The organism is Vibrio sp. 397 (assembly GCF_033339395.1).
GTDB lineage: Bacteria > Pseudomonadota > Gammaproteobacteria > Enterobacterales > Vibrionaceae > Vibrio > Vibrio alginolyticus.
The window spans coordinates 367,742-393,522 of sequence record NZ_JAWOUN010000003.1; the positions used below are offsets into that span (position 1 = coordinate 367,742).

At 44.5% G+C, this 25,781-nt stretch carries 21 protein-coding genes; 14 read left to right on the forward strand and 7 right to left on the reverse strand.

Annotated features, from left to right (window positions below; translation table 11 throughout):
- Nucleotides 1-184: 184 nt before the first annotated feature.
- The 6 genes from R7P36_RS07135 (at nt 185) to R7P36_RS07160 (ending at nt 6,295) form a co-directional block, all read left to right on the forward strand.
- Nucleotides 185-730, forward strand: coding sequence for a spore coat U domain-containing protein (locus R7P36_RS07135; RefSeq protein WP_021035866.1), 546 nt, complete (start codon nt 185-187; stop codon nt 728-730).
- 39 nt (nt 731-769) lie between these two features.
- A complete protein-coding gene (locus tag R7P36_RS07140) occupies nt 770-1,267 on the forward strand; it encodes a spore coat U domain-containing protein (protein WP_017820521.1) in 498 nt (165 codons plus the stop codon).
- Between the two features lie 20 nt (nt 1,268-1,287).
- Nucleotides 1,288-2,043: a molecular chaperone gene (locus R7P36_RS07145; protein ID WP_064369625.1), complete on the forward strand. Its 756-nt coding sequence runs from the start codon at nt 1,288-1,290 to the stop codon at nt 2,041-2,043.
- Nucleotides 2,043-4,469, forward strand: coding sequence for a fimbria/pilus outer membrane usher protein (locus tag R7P36_RS07150; protein WP_411978666.1), 2,427 nt, complete (start codon nt 2,043-2,045; stop codon nt 4,467-4,469). The genes R7P36_RS07145 and R7P36_RS07150 overlap by 1 nt, the downstream gene beginning before the upstream one ends.
- Nucleotides 4,466-5,434 (forward strand): spore coat U domain-containing protein, encoded by a 969-nt coding sequence (locus R7P36_RS07155; protein WP_053350038.1) that lies wholly within the window; start codon nt 4,466-4,468, stop codon nt 5,432-5,434. Before R7P36_RS07150 ends, R7P36_RS07155 begins: the two co-directional genes overlap by 4 nt.
- Before the next feature lie 141 nt (nt 5,435-5,575).
- The gene (locus R7P36_RS07160) at nt 5,576-6,295 is read left to right on the forward strand and encodes a carbonic anhydrase (RefSeq protein ID WP_213885291.1); all 720 of its coding nucleotides are present in this window, start codon (nt 5,576-5,578) and stop codon (nt 6,293-6,295) included.
- A 72-nt stretch (nt 6,296-6,367) separates the two neighbouring features.
- Here R7P36_RS07160 and R7P36_RS07165 read toward each other — a convergent pair whose 3' ends face one another.
- On the reverse strand, nt 6,368-7,471 hold the full coding sequence (locus tag R7P36_RS07165) for a mechanosensitive ion channel family protein (protein WP_005375107.1): 1,104 nt from the start codon (nt 7,469-7,471) through the stop codon (nt 6,368-6,370).
- Nucleotides 7,472-7,772: 301 nt separating this feature from the next.
- On the opposite strand from R7P36_RS07165, the gene R7P36_RS07170 reads away from it, so the two are divergent.
- Nucleotides 7,773-8,120 (forward strand): helix-turn-helix domain-containing protein, encoded by a 348-nt coding sequence (locus R7P36_RS07170; RefSeq protein ID WP_005375109.1) that lies wholly within the window; start codon nt 7,773-7,775, stop codon nt 8,118-8,120.
- A gap of 90 nt (nt 8,121-8,210) precedes the next feature.
- On the opposite strand, the gene lldD is transcribed toward R7P36_RS07170, so the two are convergent.
- Nucleotides 8,211-9,350 (reverse strand): FMN-dependent L-lactate dehydrogenase LldD, encoded by a 1,140-nt coding sequence (gene lldD, locus R7P36_RS07175; protein WP_005383962.1) that lies wholly within the window; start codon nt 9,348-9,350, stop codon nt 8,211-8,213.
- A 315-nt stretch (nt 9,351-9,665) separates the two neighbouring features.
- A complete protein-coding gene (locus R7P36_RS07180) occupies nt 9,666-11,357 on the reverse strand; it encodes an L-lactate permease (RefSeq protein ID WP_005375111.1) in 1,692 nt (563 codons plus the stop codon).
- Nucleotides 11,358-11,519: 162 nt separating this feature from the next.
- Here R7P36_RS07180 and R7P36_RS07185 point away from each other — a divergent pair, with 162 nt between their 5' ends.
- Both R7P36_RS07185 and R7P36_RS07190 read left to right on the forward strand, forming a co-directional pair.
- Nucleotides 11,520-12,419: a LysR family transcriptional regulator gene (locus R7P36_RS07185; protein WP_005375112.1), complete on the forward strand. Its 900-nt coding sequence runs from the start codon at nt 11,520-11,522 to the stop codon at nt 12,417-12,419.
- A 120-nt stretch (nt 12,420-12,539) separates the two neighbouring features.
- Nucleotides 12,540-14,573, forward strand: coding sequence for a prolyl oligopeptidase family serine peptidase (locus tag R7P36_RS07190; RefSeq protein WP_213899102.1), 2,034 nt, complete (start codon nt 12,540-12,542; stop codon nt 14,571-14,573).
- 242 nt (nt 14,574-14,815) lie between these two features.
- Here the strand turns inward: R7P36_RS07190 and R7P36_RS07195 are convergent, their stop codons facing one another.
- Both R7P36_RS07195 and R7P36_RS07200 read right to left on the reverse strand, forming a co-directional pair.
- Nucleotides 14,816-16,447: an ABC transporter ATP-binding protein gene (locus R7P36_RS07195; protein WP_017635486.1), complete on the reverse strand. Its 1,632-nt coding sequence runs from the start codon at nt 16,445-16,447 to the stop codon at nt 14,816-14,818.
- 85 nt (nt 16,448-16,532) lie between these two features.
- Nucleotides 16,533-17,030: a hypothetical protein gene (locus tag R7P36_RS07200; protein ID WP_005375116.1), complete on the reverse strand. Its 498-nt coding sequence runs from the start codon at nt 17,028-17,030 to the stop codon at nt 16,533-16,535.
- Nucleotides 17,031-17,217: 187 nt separating this feature from the next.
- Between R7P36_RS07200 and R7P36_RS07205 the strand changes: the two genes are divergently transcribed.
- From R7P36_RS07205 to R7P36_RS07215, 3 genes are all read left to right on the forward strand, one after another.
- Nucleotides 17,218-19,578: a Lon protease family protein gene (locus R7P36_RS07205; protein WP_047102346.1), complete on the forward strand. Its 2,361-nt coding sequence runs from the start codon at nt 17,218-17,220 to the stop codon at nt 19,576-19,578.
- A 293-nt stretch (nt 19,579-19,871) separates the two neighbouring features.
- Complete coding sequence (locus R7P36_RS07210) at nt 19,872-21,500, forward strand: methyl-accepting chemotaxis protein (protein ID WP_213899103.1); 1,629 nt, start codon at nt 19,872-19,874, stop codon at nt 21,498-21,500.
- Nucleotides 21,501-21,899: 399 nt separating this feature from the next.
- Entirely contained in the window at nt 21,900-22,859 is a 960-nt protein-coding gene (locus R7P36_RS07215) for a porin (RefSeq protein WP_053350045.1), read from the forward strand.
- A 123-nt stretch (nt 22,860-22,982) separates the two neighbouring features.
- Here the strand turns inward: R7P36_RS07215 and R7P36_RS07220 are convergent, their stop codons facing one another.
- Complete coding sequence (locus tag R7P36_RS07220) at nt 22,983-23,729, reverse strand: flagellar brake protein (RefSeq protein WP_042521645.1); 747 nt, start codon at nt 23,727-23,729, stop codon at nt 22,983-22,985.
- Between the two features lie 127 nt (nt 23,730-23,856).
- Between R7P36_RS07220 and R7P36_RS07225 the strand changes: the two genes are divergently transcribed.
- Entirely contained in the window at nt 23,857-24,132 is a 276-nt protein-coding gene (locus tag R7P36_RS07225; protein ID WP_213899104.1) for a GNAT family N-acetyltransferase, read from the forward strand.
- Nucleotides 24,129-25,106: a phosphotransferase gene (locus R7P36_RS07230; RefSeq protein WP_176311648.1), complete on the forward strand. Its 978-nt coding sequence runs from the start codon at nt 24,129-24,131 to the stop codon at nt 25,104-25,106. The genes R7P36_RS07225 and R7P36_RS07230 overlap by 4 nt, the downstream gene beginning before the upstream one ends.
- A gap of 46 nt (nt 25,107-25,152) precedes the next feature.
- On the opposite strand, the gene R7P36_RS07235 is transcribed toward R7P36_RS07230, so the two are convergent.
- Nucleotides 25,153-25,653: a GNAT family N-acetyltransferase gene (locus R7P36_RS07235; protein ID WP_149191636.1), complete on the reverse strand. Its 501-nt coding sequence runs from the start codon at nt 25,651-25,653 to the stop codon at nt 25,153-25,155.
- Nucleotides 25,654-25,781 lie beyond the last annotated feature (128 nt).

Here is a 25,781-nt window from a genome sequence, read left to right on the forward strand (position 1 = left end):
TAGTGGTTATTTTTTAGCATTACATGCTTAAAAATCGTCATTTTTAAGTTTAATGTTTTTATTTTCCGTTCGTCTTTATCCTTATCCTGCTTCTTTTTATTGTTTTACATTTTATATGCATTTGGTTTGTCATAATTGAGCTATAACTAATAAAAAGGTTACCGATATACAGTGGAATGTAAAAATGGAGCTTTATATGAAAAGATTTTATCTGATGATGCCTCTGCTCTTAACCTCATTTAGTTGGCAAGCGAATGGAGCGTCAGTGAGCGGTACGATTGATGTTTCAATTAACCTTGTACAAGGTTGTGTGATTAATGGAAATAATGCGGTAGATGCAGCTTCTGGCGTTGGCTTTGGCTCACTTGCCTTTGGAGACGTGCCTGCAATCTTCAGTGAACAAGATGGTGTGGTAAATGGTGGTAGTGCGACGGGTATTGAAGTGCTTTGTAGTAACGGTGTGACACCGACGTTTACATTGGGCACCGGATTGTATGATGCAAGTGCGACCGTTGGTACCTACGCGATGTCAAATGGCGCGCAATTTATTGATTATACGTTGTTTACCGACTCAGACCGAAGCACACAAATTATACAAGGTGGGACGGTAGCTCTGTCTGAATTTACTAGTGCAACATCGCAAACTATTGAGCTTTTTGCGAAAGCTTACGGTACGAGCAGCATTGCCGGCACATACTCCGATACCATCAGTGTGACGCTAAGCTGGTAAAACGTGATGCTGGTTGTTAGGGGCTTTTCACTTGTCGCGATGAGTTTGTGCTCTTTAACTGTGCTGGCTGATGCGACACAAACTTTTCAGGTGTCTGCCACCGTAGATACAGGTTGTTTGATTAACGGCGCAGTACAAGAAGAAAGCGCAACCCAAGCCGGGCAAATAGGCACGTTAGATTTTGGTGAGCATTCTTCAGTTTACGCGACGGAAGTACAAGGCAGCATCACTTACAGTTCATCACTCACATTAAGCTGTACTCCGGGTATTACGATGAATGTTTCCGTAAATGGCGGGATGAATGCATCGGATGGTGTACGTAAGCTAAAGCACAGTGAAGAAGCGACAACGGTAGATTACTTTTTGTTCCAGGATCTAAATTACACGCAGGTGCTTGATATTGACACGCAATATTCCGTCGATACTGACCAAGACCCAGATAATATTCAGTTTCCTATCTGGGCAAAGGCGACAATAAATGGGAATGAAATGGCTGGAATTTATATGGATACGCTTACGCTGACATTAGAGTGGTAAGTGAACTTTGGAGGGGTGAAATGGAATTCATACTCAAAAAACTATTATTAATAGCCTTCCTTTTTGTTTTTTTCTCAAATGCCAACGCTAACTCATTATTAATTTGGCCAATTTACCCCAAAATATCAGAGGAGAGTAATGCAACATCACTTTGGATGGTAAATAAAGGCAGTGTTGATTCTTATTTACAGGTGAGAATTTTTAAGTGGGAACAAAACGAAGGAGAAGATAGTTATTCAAGTCAAAGCCAGTTAATTGCAACCCCTCCGTTTGTCAAAATTGAACCAGGTGAAAAGCAGTTAATCCGCATCATCAACCAAGATGAGGCCTCTGCAGGTAAGGAGTATGCATACCGAGTGATCATAGATGAATTACCGCCAACTCAAAACCCTCAAACAGAATTGACGGAAAATGAACTCGCTGTAAAAGTCCGAATGCGTTACTCGATACCTTTGTTTATTTACGGGAAAGGGCTGACTGATACTCAAAAACCAAACCGTGACAGTGAATTATGGGGTGATTTACAGGCACAGTTTATTAAGAAAAATAATCAGCGTTTTGTTCACATTAAAAATTCAGGAAAACACCATGTTCGCTTAGTGAATTTACAATTGAACCTACCAAATAAAGATCCTGTCGTTATTTCCGATGGACTAGCTGGCTATATTCTTCCTGAACAGTATAAGGTTTGGTCTATTCCCCATAGTAATGTCAGACCCTTGAGTTTGAGCGCGAATATTGGAGGTAAACGTTACCAAATACCATTGAAGCAATAATGAATAGATTTAATACAATGAATGCTTTCTTTTGGTTGGTATTACTTAGCGTAACGTGGAGCAGTATTGGTCTTTGTGCAAATTCAGCAAACCACTTCTCTGAGCTACCGAGTCCTGAAAATTTCTCATTAGAAAAGTTTGAGAATATTAGCCTCAATCTGGAGTTGGTGATCAATCAAAGAGCAACCGGGCTTGTTGCGAAAGTTGAGCGAGTTGGCGATCAGTTCTTTTTGCTCCGGGAGGACCTCATTTCAGTTGGGGTTACCGCCAAGTCGTTGCCTGGAACCGAAGAGAGACTTGAGGTTACGTCTATCCCAGGTGTTAACGTGCGTTACTTGCAATCGTCATTGCAACTCGCAATTGACGTACCGCCTAATTGGTTACCGATGCAGAATTTATCAGCGCAGGATATGGGGCGATTTTCCCCGGCTCAGTTTGGGCGTGGTGGCCTGCTTAACTACAACGTATTTGGTGTGTACGAGAACGAAAGCCGACAAAAGGAGGTTTCTATCAATCATGAAGTCAGAGCCTTTTCTGAGTTGGGCGTTTTTTCTACTACCGGGATATTTAAATCTAACTTTCATCGCGATGTTCAGTCCCAGCAAAGCAGCCAGTACACTCGTTTTGATACGAGTTACGAGTACGTCAATCAAGAGAAGCGAATTCGTATGGAGGTAGGGGACTATATTGTTCGCCCTTTATCTTGGAGCCAACCAGTAAGACTGGCGGGTATTCAGTTGTCACATGATTTCTCTATGCGTCCGGATGTCGTGACGACGCCGTTACCTGCATTTTACGGTGAGGTCACAGCGCCCACTACGTTAGATTTGTTTATCAATGGCTTTAAAACTGACTCAATGAATGTTGGGCCCGGTCCTTTCATTATTAACGATATTCCAATGCTCTCTGGTGCTGGGGAAGCAACGGTAATTGCAACGGATGCTCAAGGTAAGCAAACGGTCATGACCAGCCCATTTTTTCTCTCTTCCGATCTACTGAAGACCGGATTTACCTCTTACAGTGCGAGTATTGGTGCGATCAGAGAAAATTTCGGTAATGCATCTAACGACTATGGAGACGGTGGCGTGGTTACCGCTCTGCGTCATGGCATGACTGATTGGTTAACATTAGAAGCTCAAGCTGAAGCAAAAGATGACCTGATCGTTGCGGGGCTGGGCTTTGTCACTAATGCTTTCAACTTAGGTACGGTGGATGCCTCGTTTCGTGTGAGTAATTTTCAGGATCAATCTACCTCATATGCGCTAGGTTATAGTTATCAGTCTCGGTTGTTTAGCTTCGCTGCTCGAACTCAAGTAGAACAAGCCGACTTTTATACCTTATCTCATTTACCAAATTACGAAATGCTCGATGAAGGCAAGGACGCTTCACTCGCGTCGCGCCATCTATCACAAATCAATATGGGAGTCCGTTTGGGAGATTGGGGCTCACTTTCTGGTGGGTACTTTGATATTCAACAATCCGACTCAGATTCACGTACCCTAAACCTTACTTATAGCTACGCTCTGCCTTTTAATATCAATATGTCCCTTTCTTACAACCATAGTATTGGTGGTCAGAGTGTTACGTTGGCGCAATTCTCTCTACCTTTCAGTTCTTTGGGGGGAAGTTCGGGGCTAACGCTGAAAAGAGAGGACGATGGCGATGTGCGAGGTCGAGTGGGTTACAGCCGCCTCGCGCCAATACGAGGTGGATGGGGCGTCAATTTAGCGCATGATATTAACGAAGACCCAGAAAACCGTAAACAGGCCGATTTGACCTACCGTGCGTCATGGGCGCAGTTCAGAGCTGGGTTAAATGGCACCAGTGGCGACTATGATTATTTTGCGGAAATGGCAGGTTCGGTCTCTACGTTGGATGGAGAAATATTCCCGGCGAATGAAGTGTATGACAGCTTCGCGGTGGTGAGCACCAGTGGTTTTGAAGGTATTCCGGTTAAATATGAAAATCAAATTGTCGGAGTGACAGACGATGAAGGTTACCTACTTGTTCCTTGGGCTACGGCGTATTACACCGCCAAATATGAAATCGATCCACTTAATTTACCAGCCAATGCTGCGTTTTCTGCGACAGAGCAGTTTGCTTCGATACATTCGGGCTACGGCTACCTGTTAGAGTTCCCAATAGAGCTACAAATTGCACTGAGCATGACGGTGTTAGACGAAAATCATTTGTTCCTTCCGATTGGTACATATGGCCGCTCAGAAACGGGCTTAACAAGCCAAATTGGTTGGGATGGTTTTACCTACTTTGAAGGCGTTGACCCAGGCCGCTACATTCAGTTTTATCCTCAAGGACAGCCGCCATGTAAAGTGTTTATTGAGGGGTTGTATCAGCGTGAGAGTCAAAAAATACAAACATTGCCTGAGCAGGTTTGTATCAAAGCCGAAGAAGAGACCGCACTATGATTTTGCGCCGCTGGCTTGCTAGCCTACTTCTCTTTTTCTCGTTCTCGACAATGGCTTGTCAGCTCACGGCGGCAACCCCTTTAATCTTGTTTGGCAATGTTTCTTCGTTTACTGTTTCAAGCTCTCAGCAGCAAAGCTCAGCTCAGCCTCATGCGGGGATTACGTGTGACTTTTCTACACTTGTGTCTTTGTTAAGTGGCGACTACGTATCAGCAACGTTTAACAGTATAAATAATGGTTTGCTATTAAATGAGGATGATCCGAGTTCGGAGCTCAGCTATCAGATTTTTGGCGATCCAGGTCTTTCACAAGAGTATGTATTCGGCCAAACTTACAATTTTTTTGAAATTGGGTTACTCGATTTACTCGGGTTGTTTGGCACTCAAGCTGAGTTTCCGCTTTATGCTCGGACGGGAGTAGGCAGTAATCTTTCCGCTGGGACTTATAAAGACCAAATCACCGTATCCTGGATTTGGGATTACTGTAAGGGTATCGGGGTTCTAGGGGTATGCATTGGCCGCGCCAATGGCAGCGCTCAAAGCGTGATTACGGTTGAGTTGGAAGTGACCCCTGATTGTATGATCACGGCGCCAGATATTGATTTTGGTTCGTCCCCATTGGTGGCCGGTTTTGAGCCAGTCAGTCAGGTTATATCGTTAACTTGTACCAAGAATAGTTCCTTCTCCATTGGCTTGAATGACGGCCTAAATGCGTCCGGCGGTCAGCGGCGAATGATTTCTAGTGGTCACTATTTGGAGTATGAAATCTATAAGTCATCAACGATGGAGCGCTGGGGAGGAACCAGTTCTGAACGTCGTGAACACAGTGACGTCGATACTGGCGGCTCCATTCCGGATGGTATCACGCCACAGAATTATAATTATCGCGCGCAGATACTAACCAGCCAAACGACCCCTCCTGCAGGTACTTACACCGACTCAATAATCGTTGACGTTCAATTTTGAGCATCATGTCAATTACATCATTAGAGGCTTCTATTCCAAAAATCTTTTGTAATCATAGTTTTCACTCTGTCACTGCTTAATTTTGTGAGATTAGTATGGCTTTATTCTCACGGAATTTAACTTTCAGAAATAAGGAAAATGATGAAGAAGTCACTAACTACATTAGGTTTGGCACTGGTATTTACAGGAACAGCTTATGCAGCAAGCTGGGGCTACGAGGGAAACCATGGGCCAGCTCATTGGGGTGAGTTTGCATCTGAGTGCGCGAAAGGTCAAAACCAGAGCCCAATCAACATTGAATCGGCGACCGAAGCGAAGCTAGAAAAATTGAATTTCGACTACGAAGGTAAGGCAATTTCACTGCTGAACAACGGTCACACTTTACAGACTGGTTTAGAAGGTAAAAACACACTCACCATTGATGGTAAAGAGTTTACGTTGAAACAGTTCCACTTCCATACGCCATCTGAAAACCATGTGGATGGTAAAGAATACCCACTAGAAGTACACTTTGTGCATGCCGACAAAGTAGGTCATCTAGCTGTTGTCGCGGTGTTCTTTAAACTGGGTGACGCGAACCCAGATCTAGCTAAGATGCTAGCTAACATTCCAACTAAAGATCAAGATGTTACCATCAAGGTTCCATTTGATGCGGATGCCCTTATCCCAAGTGATAAAGACTACTACCGCTTTAACGGCTCACTAACGACACCACCATGCTCTGAAGGTGTGCGTTGGTTGGTGATGAAAGAAGCACAAACTATTTCTCCTGAGCAGATAAAATCTTTTTCGGAAGTAATGGGGAAAAACAATCGCCCAATCCAACCGCTGAATGCACGTATGGTGTTAACGCAACAATAACCACTTCATGCGAAGAAAAATAAAAAGCCCGCTTAAACACAGCGGGCTTGATTATTGGGGTATTGGTGAGAACTAGAAGCCGTGATCTTCTTGCTCTTCCGCTTTTACCATTTGTATAGGATCAAGCTTAAGCGTCTGAGTAGGAAACGCGATATCTGCATCGTGCTCTTTAATGATGTTGATTACCTTAAGCAGTATGTCCTGCTTAACCTCATGGTATCTCACCCAATTCACGGTTTTAGTAAAGGTATAGATAAAGAAGTGCAATGATGATGGACCGAATGTATCGAAATTAACGATAAGAGTTTGGCGTGCATCAATGTCTTTGTGATTTTTCAGCATTTCTTTTACCGCGGTGATAATTTGCGGCATTTTTTCAGCATCGTCGTAACGAAGTCCAATTTTTTCGTAGATACGTCGGTTCAGCATGCGAGATGGGTTTTCTACGACAATGCTGCTAAACACTGAGTTTGGCACATACAGTGGACGCTTATCGAAAGTTCGGATAATGGTCATACGCCAGCCAATGCGTTCTACCGTCCCCTCTATTTGTCGGTCTGGAGAACGGATCCAATCGCCAACTTTAAATGGACGATCGAAGTAGATCATAAGACCTCCAAAAAAGTTAGACAGCAAATCCTTCGCCGCTAAACCGACGATCAAACCACCAACACCACCGAAGGTAAGTAGGCCCGATAGTGACAGACCAAATGCCTGCATTACGGTTAGAATTCCGACGGTAATAAAGAACAGGCGCGCGACCTTAGCTATCGCTTGTACTGTTGTTTCATCTCGGTTCTTTTGTTCGAGAACATGCTCTTCAACATTGGTAATGAGCCGCATAACGGTCCATACGAAGATGCTGATGATTAAAATCAGTTTCAGCGTACTTAACCAGTTTATTTTATCGTTGAGCTCGCTCTCCAATATGATGCCGATAGAGACGGTTGCTGGCCAACACCAAATGAGTGTACTGACTGGCGCTTTTAGCGCATCAAGCAACATATCATCCCAGTGGAAGGGCGTTTTCTCTACGAGCGCAGCGAGGCGAGAGCGGATCAGCCGCCAAGCTATCCAAGCTATAAAGCTAGCGAGCGTAATGAAAAGGACGCTCCCACTCCAATTTTGATGAGACGTTTCAATGTAGCTTTGTAATTCGGTAAACCACTGTGGCATATGTAACTTATTTCTAGTGAACCATGGAAGGAAAGGTAGCAGATATTACTCCTTCACCCCAGTGATTTCCTTTAAATCATTTACTTATGTCTAAACCGTCCGAGATGGACTTTTCCTTCCGATGACAAGAGAGTCACCTCAATGTTCTGTTGAGCTACCGCCTCATGCACGTTCAGAGGTATGCTAACAATGATTGAGGGTTGATATTTGGACGATCAATTATAACTTCTCTGACTTATCGCTAACATTTATCTTAAGTAAGTGTGAGAGTGTATTGGCTCTTGAATTAGCGGAGGCAGATATGGAATTTACAGAGCTGGATCGAAACGCGCTCTACGACATCTGGATGTCACAAAAAGCCAAAATGCACATCACTCAAATGGAAATGGCGAAGCGCCTTGGTTTGAGTCTACACGAGTTTTCTGGCTTGTTACGTGGTAATTCTCCACTGACGCTAGGTTTTGTAAAACAGCTATGCGAGCAGCTACATGTACGTCCTGGTCAGGTGATTCCGTCTTTGACGGAGCGTGATCTATCTGCATCTGGTACCGTTTATTTACAAAATCGTGTGACGGTGGATGGCGATATCAGTAACGTGTTTATCGACGGAAACCAAGTCGTGATCGAGTACGTTCACCAAGTTAGCTAGCTTGCTCGTCAAATTATCGGGTTGAAGAGCAATAAAAAACGAGCCACTGTTGGCTCGTTTTTTCGTTTCTGTTTTGCTCGATTGCAAAGATTATGGGATTTTCACTAGCGAATCGCGTGAAAGATCCGCGATAGACTTAGCGCCAGTCAGCGTCATTGCTACACGCATTTCTTTATCGTACAGATCCAGTAGGTTTTCAACGCCTGCTCCGCCTTGTGCTGCCAATGCGTACACAAATGAACGGCCAAGAAGCGTACAGTCTGCACCAAGTGCGAGCATACGAACGACATCAAGACCAGTACGAATACCAGAGTCTACGAAGATCTTAAGATCACCTTTTACCGCATCCGCAATGCTTGGTAGTGCTTTAGCACTTGAAAGTACGCCATCTAACTGACGGCCACCATGGTTAGATACCACAATGCCATCTGCGCCGAAACGTACCGCATCTTTCGCGTCTTCTTCATCTAGAATGCCTTTGATAACCATTGGGCCATCCCAAAAATCACGAATCCACTCAAGATCTTTCCAGGAGATAGAAGGGTCGAAGTTTGCGCCTAACCAGCCGATGTAATCTTCTAGCTTTGTTGGTTCGCCACGATAAGTTGAGATGTTACCTAAGTCGTGCGGTTTACCAAGTAGACCCACATCCAGCGCCCAGCTTGGGTGGCGCATCGCCTGGAATACACGACGCATGGCTGCGTTAGGACCACTCATACCTGAGTGCATGTCACGGTAACGTGCGCCAGGAACTGGCATATCAACGGTAAACACCAGCGTTGTTACGCCTGCTGCTTTTGCACGCTCAAGTACGTTTTTCATAAAGCCACGGTCTTTAAGCACGTAAAGCTGGAACCACATTGGACGTTCAATTGCAGGTGCGACTTCTTCAATCGGACAAACCGAAACAGTCGACATAGTAAATGGGATGCCTTTTTTCTCGGCTGCTTTTGCTGCTTGCACCTCGCCTCGGCGCGCGTACATACCAGTTAGACCAACAGGAGCTAGCGCGATTGGCATTGCCAGTTTCTCACCGAAGATCTCGGTTTCGAGGCTCAAATCTGTCATATCGCGTAGGACGCGTTGGCGAAGAGCGACATCACCTAAATCGTCAGTATTACGCTTCAGCGTGCGTTCGTCGTAAGAGCCGCCATCAATATAATGGAATAGAAACGGGGGAAGCTTGGCTTTCGCGGCAGCGCGGTAGTCAGTAGAAGCTGAGATAATCATAATGGTGTCCTAGCGGTTATTCTAAGCAAAGTTGTGGAGCAATTTGCTCTTTCGTTGAGTCTTCATCGCAAAGCAGTGAAGACATCAAAATGAGTATAGTTACCTATGGTTCACTTACGTTTGAATCGGTGATGTTGGTAACCCATTTACATAATTGGTTGAAAAATTTTATTAAATCACTCAATCAGTTATGCAAACTGGAAAGGGTGACACAGCTGTCGGGGGAATTGATGTAGCAAGCTAAATCAACATGTCGGGGTAGTAGTGCAGACAGCTGTGTCAAATTAGGCAGGGCTGTAAACCCTGCATTTCGCGTTACTTCATTAAGACATCTGTCATTTGGAAGCCATAAATCAGCACCAATCCAATAATGCCTGTCATTACAATGTAGTAGAACGTAGGGATAATCGTCTTACGCAATGTTGCGCCTTCTCGACCAAGCAAACCTACCGTGGCTGATGCGGCAACAACGTTGTGAATCGCAATCATGTTACCTGCGGCAGCACCGACGGCCTGGAGTGATACAACAATCACACTCGAAATAGACAACGTTTGTGCCACTTCGAATTGGAACTGGCTGAACATCATATTTGATACCGTGTTTGAGCCAGCGATGAACGCACCCAGTGCACCAACGGTGGCACTCAGCGCTGGGAACGCAGAACCAACAAGGTCAGAGGCGAAGTTTGCGGTTGTGACGGGCATACTTGCTAGGTCAGCACCGTTGATGCCTGAGTTGATAAAGATACGAACCATCGGAATGGTAAATACCAAGACAAAACCCGCCCCAATCAGTGTTTTGCTTGACTCGCCAAATGCTTCACGCAATGGCTTTACGCTGCCGCTTTGTAACATTGCAGCAAGTAGTGCGACAAACACCAGAATGCCACCAGGAAGGTATAACGGCTGAATCGCAGCGCTAACGCCAGTCTCACCAAGAATGTTGCTGAACGACAAACTTACGCTTTGTACAAAGCCTTTCAGTTCTGGGCTTACGCGGCTTGCGACGAGAATAACTGCCAGCATTACATATGGAACCCAAGCTTTTACGATGCTCATTGGCTTGCCCGGATTATCGTTTAGATCGACTTTTAGCGAGCCTAACCACTCTGCAGGCCATTTGTCTTCGCTTTCGAAATCCCACTTAGTCTTTGGTACTAAGAAGCCTTTTTTCGCTGCGGTAACAACGATAGACAGACCAACCAAACCACCGATAAGTGAAGGAAACTCTGCGCCCAAGAATACGCCGGTTAACGCGTATGGAACGGTGAAAGAGACACCAGCGAATAGCGCAAATGGTAGAATATCCAGGCCTTCACTCCAGCTTCTGTTCTTGCCGAAAAAACGTGTTAACATCATCGCCATTAATACTGGGATCATCGTACCTACGACTGCGTGAATGACAGCAACGTGCGCTGTGATATCTTGCAGGTACATTTCCCACGTTGCACCTTGTGCGGCCAACGACTCACTGATGTTATGCGTGTCTAAACCTTTGTTTACACCTACGATGATAGGCGTGCCTACCGCGCCGAATGAAACAGGCGTAGACTGAATCATCATGCCCATTAGGACAGCGGCTAGCGCAGGGAAGCCGATTGCAACCAGCAGTGGTGCAGCGATTGCTGCCGGGGTACCGAACCCAGATGCGCCTTCAATGAACGAGCCAAAGCACCAAGCAATGATGATGGCTTGTACACGGCGGTCAGCCGAAATATCGGTAAATCCATTACGGATTGTGGTGATCGCTCCAGTGTGTTTTAAAGTGTTGAGCAAGAAGATGGCACCAAACACGATCCATAGAACAGAGACAGTAATGCCCAGTCCTTGGAATACGGAAGCCAGTACGCGATTGGCTGACATATCCCAAAACATAAGTGCGATAGCGACGGTTAGACCGAACGCAACAGGCATGGCTTTTTTAGCAGGCCAGTTGAGACCAACCAATAAGATGGCGGCAACAACAATTGGCGAAAATGCCACTAGGGCAAGTAGGGTTTCACTCATTTGTACATCCTTCGTACGCTGACTTCTCGAACGGTGTCAATCCGCTGTAGAGGTGACTTTTTGTTGTAATGGTTTTGTTAATTTGGCGTGAATTTACTCCTTTATTTTTTGTTGATATAGGGAAATAATGAAAATAATTAATTCCAAAAGTGACATAATGGTATGAGAGCAGACGACTTAATCCTATTTTCTCAAGTAATCGAACTTGGCAGCTTTAGTAAGGTTGCAGAGGCAAATAACCTTACAAATTCGGTAGTTAGCAAAAGAATGGCGAGGTTGGAGGAAGAAATAGGGGCTCAGCTATTATATCGAACAACGCGCAAATTAACCTTGACCGAGGCAGGTAAGGTGTTACTCCACAGTGCTAAAAATGTGAAGCAGGCCACTCAGGAGGCTATGGATGCTGTTGCAGGCTTTGGAGAGAATGTGAGCGGTCATATAAAAATGTCCGTGCCGTGTATCTCTGGAGATTTGATACTTGCTGATGCTGTTGCCGAGTTTTGTAACCTTCATCCGGGTCTGACCGTGGATATGTCATTGGATAATCGCTTTGTCGATTTAGTGGCTGATGGTTACGATTTAGTCATTCGAACTGGCTACCTAGCCGACTCTAGTTTGATCGCACGACATATTCTCGATTCCCAATGGGTGGTATGCGCGTCACCTTCTTATATTGCGAAAAATGGGAAACCGATCGAGCCGATTGATCTCACCACGCACAATTGTCTGCAATACGCTTACCAAACCACAGGTGCAACGGATTGGGAGTTTAAAGGAGAAGATGGCAATTACATCGTCAAAGTATCGGGCTGCTTTTCTACTGATAACGCGACCGCATTACGTAAAGCCGCTCTGGGCGGCCATGGTATTGCTTACGTCCCGCGCTGCTTGGTGTATCACGATATTCGTAACGGTCAACTGGTGGATATTTTTCCTGAATTAGTAGGTAAAAAGTTGGGTATCTACGCGGTGTATCCGTTTACTCGTCAACCACCGAACAAAGTGAAGTTGCTTATTGAGCACATTCGTGACCGATACTTAACGATATCTCATTATTTCTAGGTTCTTCATAGATTTAAAACAATGTCGTTGAAATCAAAATTGGGTGCTCTAAGGTAATCACCGCAATAAAACGATTGAAGATAAACAACTTAATAAAAACAACGGAGTAACACGGACGTTATGCATTACCCAAAAACACGTAAAGATTCTGTCGTGGACACTTATTTTGGTCACGACATTGCCGACCCTTATCGCTGGTTAGAAGATGATCGAAGTGAAGAAACCGCACAATGGGTTTCGGGTCAAAATTCGGTCACCTTCGATTTCCTTGGTCAGATACCGTACCGCCAACAAATCCGTGACTTAGTGGCGAACAGTCAAAACTACGAAAAATATTCCCAGCCATTTGTACGTGGTGACTACACCTACTTCTACAAAAACGACGGTTTGCAAAACCAAAGCGTATTGTATCGACGTAAAGGCGAGGGAGAAGCCGAGGTTTTCCTTGATCCAAATACTTTCTCCGAAGAGGGCACGACCTCTCTTGGCGAAGTCAGCTTCTCTAAAGACTACCGTTTGGTCGCGTATTCCATCTCGGAAGGGGGCAGTGATTGGCGTAAGATCTTTGTCATTGATACGGAAACCAAAGAACAGTTAGAGCCTGAGATTGTTGATGCGAAGTTTACGTCGATTTCTTGGCTGGGCAGCAAAGGCTTCTATTACTCAAGCTACGATAAGCCGCAAGGCAGCGAGTTGTCTGCTCGAACTGAGCATCACAAGCTTTATTATCATGAACTTGGTACACCTCAATCTGAAGATAAAGTGATTTTCGGTGAGTTGGATACGCAAGTTCATCGTTATGTGTCTGGTACGACGACGACAGATGATCGCTTCCTCATTATCTCTGGCGCAGAATCTACATCGGGTAATCGTCTGTTTTATATTGATTTACAGTCTGAGTTACAGGCAATTGTGACGCTGCGCGAGACAACGCAAGGAGACACCTACTTAATTGATAGCCAAGACGCAACCTTGCTGCTTTACACCAACCTAGACGCGCCGAATGGCAAAGTTGTCAGCTACAACACTCAGACAGAACAATGGGCTGACGTGATTGCTGAACAAGAACAGCCGTTAGAAATCAGCAAAGGTGGCGGTTATCTGTTTACGACTTATATGGTAGATGTGCTTTCTAAAGTGCAGCAGTTTAACTACCAAGGTGAGTGGATTCGAGATGTACAATTGCCGGGAGAAGGCACGGCTTATGGTCTGGCGGGTAAAAAAGAAGAAACCACACTTTATTACACATTCACTAACTACGTGACGCCTCCGACGATTTTCTCATTTGATGTCGAATCTGGTGAATCGACACTGTTTCAGGAATCAAAGGCACCGTTCGATCGTAATGAGTATGAATCAAAACAGGTGTTTTACACCTCAAAAGACGGCACGCAAGTTCCGATGATCATCTCATACAAGAAGGGCATTGCACTTGATGGTAGAGCACCAACCATGTTGTATGGTTACGGCGGTTTTAACATCAGCCTTACTCCAATGTTTTCTGGCAATGTAGCCAACTGGCTAGAGTTGGGGGGTATATATGCTGTCGCCAACATGCGAGGCGGCGGTGAATACGGTAAAGCCTGGCACAACGCAGGCACTCAGCAGCAAAAGCAAAACGTGTTTGATGACTTTATTGCGGCGGCGGAATACCTGATTGAAAACGACTACACTAGCTCGGATCGCCTAGCGATTCGCGGTGGTTCTAATGGTGGTTTGTTAGTTGGAGCGTGTATGACGCAACGCCCTGAACTATTCAAAGTCGCGCTGCCTGCGGTTGGCGTGCTTGATATGCTGCGTTATCACACGTTTACTTCTGGAGAAGGCTGGAAGTATGACTATGGCACGTCGGAGCAAAGTGAAGCGATGTTCCAATACTTGCTTGGTTACTCTCCTGTTCACAATGTAAAAGAAGGCGTGCAATATCCTGCTACCTTGGTGACAACTGCTGATCACGACGACCGAGTTGTGCCAGCACATTCGTACAAATTTATTGCGGAGCTGCAAGACAAACAGCAAGGCGCTAATCCAGTATTGATACGCATTGATGTTAATGCCGGTCATGGTGCAGGAATGCCGCTGAGTAAGCAAATTGACCTCACCACAGACGTGTATGCATTTACGTTACATAATATGGGTATTGAGTCGATTTAATGCCCTAGTTGTTAGAAACTTCTGAGAATAAAAAAATGCCGCGACAGTGTCGCGGCATTTTTCATGGTTGGGGGAACTCAATTCATACTGTTTGCCAGTATTTGAGCCAGGTTGACTAAGTCTGACCCTTGAACCAACCAGTCTCGGCGGCCAAACCGAAAGGCAGCTACGCCATTCTTAAGACAAGATGAATTTATCACCTTTTCTTAATCCTAGTTTATGAATATGAAACTGTGATGAACCTAAGCCGCATTGTGCTGATTTTCACTGTTTTCAAGATCAAATGAGGCATCTATCAGTTTTTTCGTGTAGTCATTTTTAGGGTTTTGGAAAATCTTTTCGGCCGTACCTTGTTCCATGACCTCGCCCTTTTGCATGACTAGAACACGATCAGAGAGTGCTTTAACTACTGATAGATCGTGGCTAATAAACAAGTAGCCAATATTGTGTTTTTTCTGCAAATCTTTCAGAAGGTCAATCACTGTCAGTTGCACCGAGCGGTCTAATGCAGAGGTTGGCTCATCAAGCAGAATAAACGAAGGTTCAAGGATCAGTGCTCGCGCGATAGCAATACGCTGACGCTGGCCTCCTGAAAACTCGTGCGGATAACGGTTGATGGACGCGGGATCTAAGCGGACCTCACGGAGCACGTCGCGCGCTTTCTGCATACGTTCTTTTTTACTCAACATTGGTTGGTGGACAGTTAATCCTTCTGTGATGATCTCGCCGATAGTCATACGAGGAGAAAGCGAACCATAAGGGTCTTGGAATACCATCTGAACGTCTTTTTTCAGCTCAAAACGTTCTTTGTTTGTCAGCAAGGCCATATCTTGGCCTTTATATTCTATTTTGCCAGTTGAGGGCAGTAGACCTATCAAAGCTCGGCCGAGTGTAGACTTACCTGAACCGGACTCCCCAACGATCCCGAGGGTCTCTCCTTGTTTAAGCTCAAGAGAAATGCCTTTTACCGCTTCGAAGTACTCATTCTTGCTCGCAATAAAATGCGACTTTACCAAGAATTTGACTCGTATATCGTCGGCCTTTAAAAGCTGTGTAGCACTTTCGCTAATAGGCTCCTTACTGCCTTTAGGAATCGAGTTGATTAGCATACGTGTGTATTCGTGCTTTGGGTCCTCGAAGAGTGTTTGCGTTTCGCCTTCTTCGACGACTTCTCCTTTACACATCACAATGACACGATCTGCAAAGTGTTTTACGACGCCTAAGTCATGAGTAATAAATAGGATTGCCATGCCCATCTGAGCCTGAATTTCTTTAATCAGGTGCAACACTTCTGCTTGAACCGTGACATCCAACGCTGTTGTAGGTTCGTCGGCGATCAAAATATCGGGCTCGTTAATCAGTGCCATCGCAATCATGATGCGTTGCAATTGACCACCAGAAAATTCGTGTGGGTACTTGTTGTACGCTTTTTCTGGGTTTGGCATATGAACCAATTCAAACAGCTCTAACACCTTTGCTTTTGCTGTTCGTCTGTCGACCGGGCGGTGACACATGATGGCCTCAGCGACTTGGATACCCACCCGCATGTACGGGTTTAGTGAGGTCATCGGCTCTTGAAAAATCATGCCAATGCGATCACCGCGAATACTTTGCATTTCACGCTCTGTTTTATCCAAGATGGAGCTACCCTCAAACATGATGGATGAGCTTTCATGCAAAATAGCGTTGTCTGGCAGTAGTTTCATCAGTGCATTGGTTGATACTGACTTGCCAGAGCCAGATTCGCCAACGATGGACAGCGTCTCGCCTGCTTTTAAATCGAAGCTAACATTCTTTACTGCATCGACGATACCATCGTTTGTCGTAAAGCTGACTGATAGGTTGTTCACCGAAAGAATGGTTTTAGAAGACATCACAGATCCTTGTGGTTGATAAAGCAAATGATACTCAAGTAATGGACAGCACAAACCTAGTTGTCCTCAATGCTTGAGCTTTAGATTAATTATACAGGTGAGAAGGCGAAGATTTTGCCGAACTCATTGCTTGCAAATGTAAGAACTGCTCATGTGCGCGCGTTACGTGCTCGAGTTCTATCATCCATTGAGCATTACGTTGGGCAGAGCAAAATGCCGCCATGTGAGCTAACAAGTCTTCGCTCTGTTGACCAAGTAGGTGACCTACGCGCTCAATCAGTTCATGGCTCTCTAGCTGCAAAAATTGAAATAGCGCGTAAGTTTGATTGAGTATTGAGAACGCATCATGCTGTAAGCCGAGTTTGTTGAGAATCTCTGATTGCGTCACGCTGGCATCTCTAAGCCCCGTAATGAGACATACAAACTGGCAAGGTTTAGTTTGTGCATTTTCTAGCGCTAGATGAATGTGGTTGGGTAGATTGTTGAGCACGTCGTCATATAAACGATGAGCTTCTGGCCAATGGCCTTGTTCCATCAGTTGCTCCGCTTTTAAGTAGCGCATCCAGCATTGCTCAATATTCATATCCATCTCCACAACATTTGATTTGTTTAGATATTAAATGAAATTGATTATCAATTGCAAGTGCGTGTTAATATCACTTATGTGTTCATAAAATGTCCAATCAATCTAGGGTGGAAGGTAAATCACTTAAAATTAAGCAAATAATCTCTACACTCAAATAACGAAAATAAGAAAAAAGGAAGTGGATATGGCAATACTAAGATTGAAAGCTAAGCAGCTATATTCTGTAGCAGATCTAGAGAATATGCCATGTAAGTCGACCAAGGAGTTACCTCCAATTGATGAAATCGTGGGCCAAGAGCGCGCGCAAAAAGCGGTCGAGTTTGCGATGTCCATCAAAGAGAAAGGGTATAACATCTACGCCATTGGTCAGAATGGGCTAGGTAAACGCACCATGATCTTGCGCTATCTGAATCGTCACCAGCACGATGCAGCAGCCCTGTTTGATTGGTGTTACGTTGCGAACTTTGAGGATACCCGTACACCAAAGGTATTAAAGCTGCCTTGTGGTATCGGAAATAAGCTACGTGTTGATATTGAAGCTTTAATGGGCAAATTATTGAATGCTTTACCCCTAGCATTCGACAATGAAATGTACTTTAGCCGCGCTGAGCGATTAAAAAATCAATTGGCAGCTAAGCAACAAAACGAGCTGGATCGTATTAGCCGAGAGGCAAAAGAAAAAGGCATCAGCCTAACACTGACTACACAGGGGGATTATCAGTTTGTCGCCATGAACGGTGATGAGCTTCATACGGAAGAGTCTTTTGATGTACTAAGCAAAAAAGAACAAGAGCAATTCAGCGATGCTATTGATGAACTCGAAGTGCGATTGCGCTCGATGGTTCGTGAGCTTACGGAGTGGGAAGAGACATACAGCGATAAAATCAAAAAGCTCAATGATGAAGTGACGCTTGATGTGATTACTCACTTCATCAAAAAACTCAAAGTGGATTACGCGCAATATTCCGAAATCAAAACCTACTTAACTGAGCTGCAAAAAGATATTGTTGAAAACGCAGATATCTTCCTTGACCAAAGTGGCGAGCAAGGCGAAATTGCGACGGCATCCTTGGATAAAAAATTGCCACGTCGTTATAAAGTGAATGTCTTGGTAAGCCGTAAAAGCAGCGAATTTCCTATCGTTGTTGAAGAAAATCCCAACTATCATTCACTCTTCGGGTCGATTGAGACTGCCACTTTCAAGGGAACGGTGTTTACCGACTTCTCGCTGATTCGTGCAGGGAGCTTGCATAAGGCGAATGGCGGCGTTCTATTAATGGATGCTCAGAAAGTACTTGAACAGCCTTACGTTTGGGATGGTTTGAAGCGCGCATTGCGTGCTCGTCAATTGAGTTTTACGTCTCTAGAAAAAGAAGTCACATTGACGGGAGCGGTATCACTCGATCCTGAACCGATTCCGCTTGATATCAAAATTATCTTATTTGGTGATTACCGAACTTACCAATTACTCCAACATTACGATCCAGAGTTCAGCGAGCTGTTCCGTGTGACGGCAGATTTCGAAGATGAAATGAAACGTACGCCGGAGTCTGAGCTGCATTACGCGCGCTTTATCTCTAGCGTGGTGCATGACAACAATATGCTGCATTGCGATCGCAAAGCCATTGCTCGGATCATCGAATACAGCTCACGTTTGTCTGGCGACCAATCCAAGCTATCTCTACATTCGGCTAATATCGCCAACTTGCTTCGAGAGTCGAACTACGTTGCTCGTCAAGCCAACTCCAACATGATCCGTATTGGGCATGTTGAAGAGGCGCTCAATAACCAAGAAATGCGAGTAAGCCGATTACGCGATAACGTAATGGAAACCTTTATTAACGGCACAACGCTGATTCGCACCGAAGGAGAAGCCGTAGGCCAAGTGAACGCACTTTCGGTATTGAGCACTAGTGACTACATGTTTGGTGCACCGAATCGCATCACAGCGACGACGTGTTACGGTGATGGGGATGTTATCGATATCGAGCGCAGCGTGGATTTGGGGGGCAGTATTCACTCTAAGGGCGTAATGATTTTGTCTGCCTACTTATCTTCCGTATTTGGTAAAACGGCACGAGTGCCATTAACGACAACCATTACCTTTGAGCAATCTTATGGTGGTGTTGATGGTGATAGTGCCAGCATGGCTGAGTTATGTGCGGTTGTGTCTGCTTTTTCAAAGCAACCAAACCGACAAGACATTGCGATAACAGGGTCGATGAATCAATTTGGTCAAGCTCAGCCTATTGGTGGCGTAAACGAAAAGATCGAAGGCTTTTATGATGTGTGTGTAATTAAAGGTCGTCATGACGGGCAGGGAGTCATTATTCCGCGCTCTAATGTTCACAATCTAATGCTTCGTTCCGACATCGTGAAAGCAGTCGAAAAAGGCGAGTTTAATATTTGGGCGATTGACCATGTTACTGAAGCTATCGAATTGTTTACGGGGAAAGTTGCTGGTGAGCCAACCGATGAAGGCTCTTATCCAATCGATACCATTTTTGGCCTTGCTCAAGCTAAGCTCAATTCGTTGAGAAAATAGGCTGAAACCGTCCTAAATGTGAATGTATCTCATCATAAGTGAACATAATTTATCATAACGACAATATCCCGACGCCACTGTCGGGATATTGTCAATAACAGATTGAAAATGGAGAGTTTTTGCACTAGACAAAAGTGTGATCGACCTCTAATATTCGCCACTTGTTTATTCGTCTGGGATTTATCCCGTCGCAAGGAAGCATAGATATTCAAACTGCCGAAAAGTAACGTTGTTATAGGCACTGCTCGAGTTTGTTTGGATATAGACATCACGCATACAACTGAGGCCCTGTCATGCAGTTATCACTGAAAAATTTGTCAGTACGAACGCAAATTTTGGTTCCGGTATTATTTACCGCGATTGTTTTGTTTATTGCTCTTTGGATTACTAAAAACAATCTTCAAGCAGAGCAAGGTGTTATTGCTTCCAACCAAGAATCTTTGGTTTTTCACAAAGACACATTGGCGAGTATTGACGACCAAATTTACCCTCTGCGCATAAGCGCGGTTTACGCTATTTACGATGCTTCTCGTCGTGAGAATTTTCTAACCGAATTGAAAGAAGGCTTAAAGCAAGTTGATGCCGATTTAAGCGCAATTGAAGCCCGAAACCTATTCCGTGACGATGCCGTTAAAGTTCGCCAAGCAATTGAATCCTATGTGCGATATTCAGAGCGCTCAGTTGATTTCTTCAACCAATACGATCAAGGTTTGAAATCGGATAGCGAGTACCGTGCATTTGTCAAAGAGTATCGCAATGTTGGCCGAGAAATGGTCCAACAAATTAACACGCTATCAAAGCATGTAAACGAGCAAGCTGAACAATCTACTATCAGAAGTCATCAGCAAAATGAACGTGTGCAAAATAACGCTATGTTGACGGTTTTAGCGGTATTTGCTTTCTCATTGATAGGCGCTTGGTTCCTATCTGGCATGATTGTTACACCAATCCAAAAGCTGCAAGAAGTGATGCGTCAGTTAGCAATGGGTAATCTATCAGTACGTGCAGATGTCGATGGGGACAATGAGATCTCTAAGCTGAGCAAAGATGTAAACCAAACCGCAGAGCAGTTATACAACACTGTGGACCAGTTAACCCGTATTAGTGAGGAAGTTGCATCTGCATCGACCGAATTAGCTGCAGTAATGACGCAAGCGGAAGCGAACGCTCAACAAGAGTTGGTGGAGATCGAGCAAGTTGCATCTGCGGTTAACGAGCTTGCAAGCACTGCGAATAATGTGAGTGATAACGCGACCTCTGCTGACGCAACCGCGCGTGAAGCTGATGGACTTGCTCAATCAGGTTTGGCTATCTTCCAAGAAAGTGCGGAAGCAAGTGCGCAAATGTCTCAAGCATTGAACGATGCAGCGCAAGTTGTTTTGCGTCTAAAAGAGCAATCTGTACAGATCAACGATGTTATTGAAGTGATTCGCGGCGTATCTGAGCAGACCAACTTGCTAGCATTGAATGCTGCGATTGAAGCGGCGCGAGCTGGTGAGTCTGGTCGTGGTTTTGCGGTAGTAGCTGATGAAGTACGCATGCTAGCAGCGCGTACTCAAGACTCGACACAAGAGATCCAAACGATCATTGAAGAGCTTCAAGCGCAGTCTGGGCTTGCGAATGACAGTATGCAAGTCAGCCTTGATATGCTTAGCCGCAACAACGAGCTGACGCAACAAGCGAATGAGGCGTTGGTTGGAATTACCGAGTCGGTCGCCAACATCAACGATTCAAACACGCAAGTAGCAACCGCAGCCGAAGAGCAGTCTCAAGTTACTCAAGATATCAATCGCAACGTGGTTAACATGTCGGAGCTTGTAAACCAAAACGTAGCGGGCATCAGCCAGAGTGCAAGTGCGAGTACTGAGCTTTCTTTACTTGCAGAGAAGCAGAAAGAGCAATTAAGTTTCTTTAAGCTTTAATTCATCATCTACTTATCAAATCTCTAAATCCCTGAGTGAATGCTCAGGGATTTTTTTGTTTGTAACAATCGGATTTATTATCAATAAGTCTATCTAAAACAGTCAGTTAACAAGATTTTTTTTGCGGGCAATATCACGTTTTGTGATATTGTTTTTACATTTTTTTCGTCAATTTTTTTTTTGACGCGAACATTTTTTTTAACTCAACCGATAACTTGATGGTTGAGAGGTATTCATATCGTCATTTTAAGTGGTGTTTTCTTCTATAAGCGCTGTTTATTCAACACGTTGCGTGAAAAATAACAGCTGCTACTATGCCGCCAGTTTTCTCGTTGGTACAGAAAAGTCCTGTTTTTCTGGTGAGAAAGCACATATAAAACAATGATATGGAAAATAAAAATGAAATTAAAAACTTTAGCTGTAGCAGTGGCGCTAATGGCATCAGGATCTCAAGTTGTCGCTTCAGAACTATACAACCAAGATGGCACTTCTCTTGAGATGGGCGGCCGCGCTGAAGCGCGTCTTTCTATGATGGATGGTAAGGCAGAAGACCGTACTCGCATCCGTCTTAACTTCCTAGGCAAACAGGAAATCAATGAAAACCTATACGGTGTTGGTTTTTGGGAAGGTGAGTTCAAAACAAAAGAAGAAGGTGCTGTAGATAACGATAGTGATCTTGAAACTCGTTACGCTTATGCAGGTCTGGGTGGCAAATACGGTGAAGTAACTTACGGTAAAAACGACGGCGCACTAGTGGTTCTTACTGACTTTACTGACATTATGGCTTACCACGGTAACACAGCAGCACTTAAACTGCCTGTTTCTGACCGTACAGATAACATGCTGTCTTACAAAGGCCAATTCGAGCAACTAGCTGTACGCGCTAGCTACCGTTTTGCTGATCGCACAACAGATGCACAAGGCTTTACAGACAACGAGGAAGATGGCTTCTCTCTATCTGGTGTTTACGCGTTTGCTAACACTGGTTTTGAACTAGGTGCTGGTTACGCAGATCAAAACGACAGCGATGAGTTCATGCTGGTAGCTGCATACTCTGTAGGTGACTTCTACTTCGCTGGTAACTACACTGGCGCGGATATGGATGTTGCAGGCAAGACTCTTGATTACAAAGGCTACGAACTAGCCGCTGCTTACACTATGGGTCAAACTGTATTCACTTCTACGTTCAACAAAGGTGAACTAGAAGACGCAGATACTGTAGAAAACCTAGCTGTTGATGTAACTTACTACTTCAAGCCTAACTTCCGTGGCTACGCATCATACAACTTCGATCTAATGGATAACGAAGGCGCTGATGAAAAAGATGAGCTAGCGCTAGGTCTACGTTACGACTTTTAAGTCATGACTCTTATCTAAGACACTGCCTTATTCTTAGTAAATAAAACCCCTTACTGAAAAGTAAGGGGTTTCTTGTTTTCTAGCACTTCAAAGCTTCTTGATAAGCGATAGGGGTTATCAAATCTATCTTTTTAGTGTGAGCTTAGTACCATCAAATTTGAGGTGACTGAGGAGGTTTTTAGCGTTGTTTTTACCAACCTCATCAAACTCCATTCCGTAGCGAGCATAGTGCGTTGATTTTTGTAAATTACAAATACGACCTCGCAACGGCGCTAGCATACGACTTTCTCCGGGCATCGTTAGATCCAATGAAACGTGGTCACCAACCTGAAGTGGTCGGCTCATTGGTGATGTTACAAAACGACAGCCACTACGAGATAAATCTCTTATTTCGCATTCAGTTCGATAGGCTTCTAAACAAACACGCGCTCTCAAATTTACTTCGTAACGCACTTCTTTGCGAAGCTGAAAGACCTGCATAGTGTTGGGTAGGTCTAGCACCAAAATTGGGTACGGATCGCCTAGTCGATGCTGTAATTGGGCCCGAAATGGGATAACGGCCCCTTCACCTCGATGAGAGTAGGCTTTTACATTGATCCAAAAGCCTTCTTGAAAATAGAACTTCAAGTCTTCATCGGAGATGTTCGGAACCTCTATCAATGCAGTATTATTTGAGTGACAGCCAACAAATGTGCTGGTTGTAATAAACTTTGTACCAACGGGGGTGGTGACGTTTAAGCTCACTTCACTGCCATGTTCGACCATTGCCATTGCATCGGTGCTATTTAATGTACTTGCCTGACGTTCTGGTGCCTTCTTGCTTTGCAGAGGTAGCTTGCCGTCTCTGGCAATTGGGCTCATATTTCTCATTATAATTGTCGTACCTGATGTAAGAAGGTAATCGCGTGAGGCGAAGCAGCACTCTCGCATGGTATCGATTTTATTCAGTGATATAGTTTGATTCAATCAATCTGTAACAAAAATTAGAGAGCAAGATATGCATAAAGTAACTCATGAGACCACGAATAGTACATTCTGGGTTGATTTAGAGCAGGGTTATAAAGCCAAGGTGATTTATCAGCTTAAGGGTGATGTCATGCACATTACATCAACGGTTGTTCCTGAAGCACTGCGAGGTAAGGGGTACGGAAAAGTGATGATGGAAGCGGTGTTGCCAGAAATTGAGTCACTCGGTTATCAAATCAAACCAGTTTGCCCATATGTTATTCACTATATGGAGAAGAACCAAACGTGGTCACATCTGCTCACATGATGAGTAACAACCACCAATGCTACCAAAATATTGGCCAGGAACTCAATCTCGGTAATTACCGCTCTGTAGAAGTCATACAATCGCTATGGGGAGGCTATGGGGAGTTAGTCCGAGTTACTTATTCTACTCGTTCGGTGATCATTAAGCATGTAAAACTCCCTAAGCCTTCAGAGCATCCTAGAGGCTGGAATACGGACCGTTCTCATCAAAGAAAGTTGCACTCTTATCAGGTGGAAGTGAATTGGTATGAGTATTTTTCCGGAGAGGTGGATACTCGCTGCCGAGTACCACAAGGTCTAAAAACGTTCCAATCGGAGAATGAATGGCTCATTGTGATGGAAGATCTCGCCGAGGTGGGCTTTCCAAAAGTCATCACAGATGCACAGCTAAAGCATCTACAAGCCTGCCTCACTTGGTTGGCGAACTTTCATGCGCGATACATCAATGTTCGTTCTGATAAGTTGTGGCATATCGGTACATACTGGCACTTAGCAACCAGACCCGACGAGCTTGAAGCATTGCAAGACACTGAGCTACAAAATGCGGCTCAATTGATTGATCAAACGCTTTCGCAAGCTAAGTTTAAAACACTAGTACACGGTGATGCCAAATTGGCGAACTTCTGTTTTGATGAAGAAGAATCAAACGTTGCTGCGGTTGACTTTCAATACGTTGGATGTGGGTGTGCCATGAAAGATGTGGCACTGTTTATGAGTAGTGCCGTTAAGCCAGAACGTTGTGCAGAGATGGAAGTTTGGGTTTTGGATACGTATTTTGCTCAGTTGCAACACGCGCTAATGGGCTATCAACCGAATCTTGACCCTAATGAAGTCGAGCGTGAATGGCGTCCTTTGTTTGCTGTGGCTTGGGCAGACTTTCAGCGATTTGTGAAAGGTTGGAGTCCCGACCACTGGAAGATCAATCCCTACACAGAAGCATTGACTCGCAGAGCGTTGGCTTACTTACGAAAGTGAGTCGAAGTTTAAAAAGAAAAGCCTCCAATTAGTAGGAGGCTTTGTTTTATCTTTGGCCTGGTCTGATGCGCGCCATGTAATAGGTATTGATGAATTCACCATCACGGAAGGAACCGTCAATCGCTTCACCCTCAATTTTAAATCCATGCTTTTTATAAAGCCCAATGGCGGCGTCGTTATCGGCATTGACCTCTATTTGAATTCTTCTCACATTTAACCAGTTATCTGCTAGTTCAGTGACTGTTTCTATCAGTTTGCTACCAATACCGAGTCCGTGGAAACTATCATGTACTCCGATGCCAAACGATGCCGTGTGCATTGTTCTTGGACGTAGAGAGTGATGAAAGCCAATATTTCCGACGACTTTACCATCTATTTCAGCGACATAGCTATAAACACCATCAGGTATGTTTGACAATCTTTCCACCCACATCGCGAGCGAAGGCTTTGGGAGTTGCAGGGTTTCACGTTGTGCTTTTGGTTGTGAATAGATTTCTACGAGTGCTGCTGCGTCTTCGACGGTCGTTGGACGTACGATAATTTCCATGTCTCTCTCCTTCGCTTTTTAGTTTTAATTTTTAATCTAACCACAGTTTTCTTATTTGGATAGTGTTTTCTTATGTTTAATGGATAAATGCCTTTTAAATTAGCTTGTTATGATGTCATTTTTTTGAA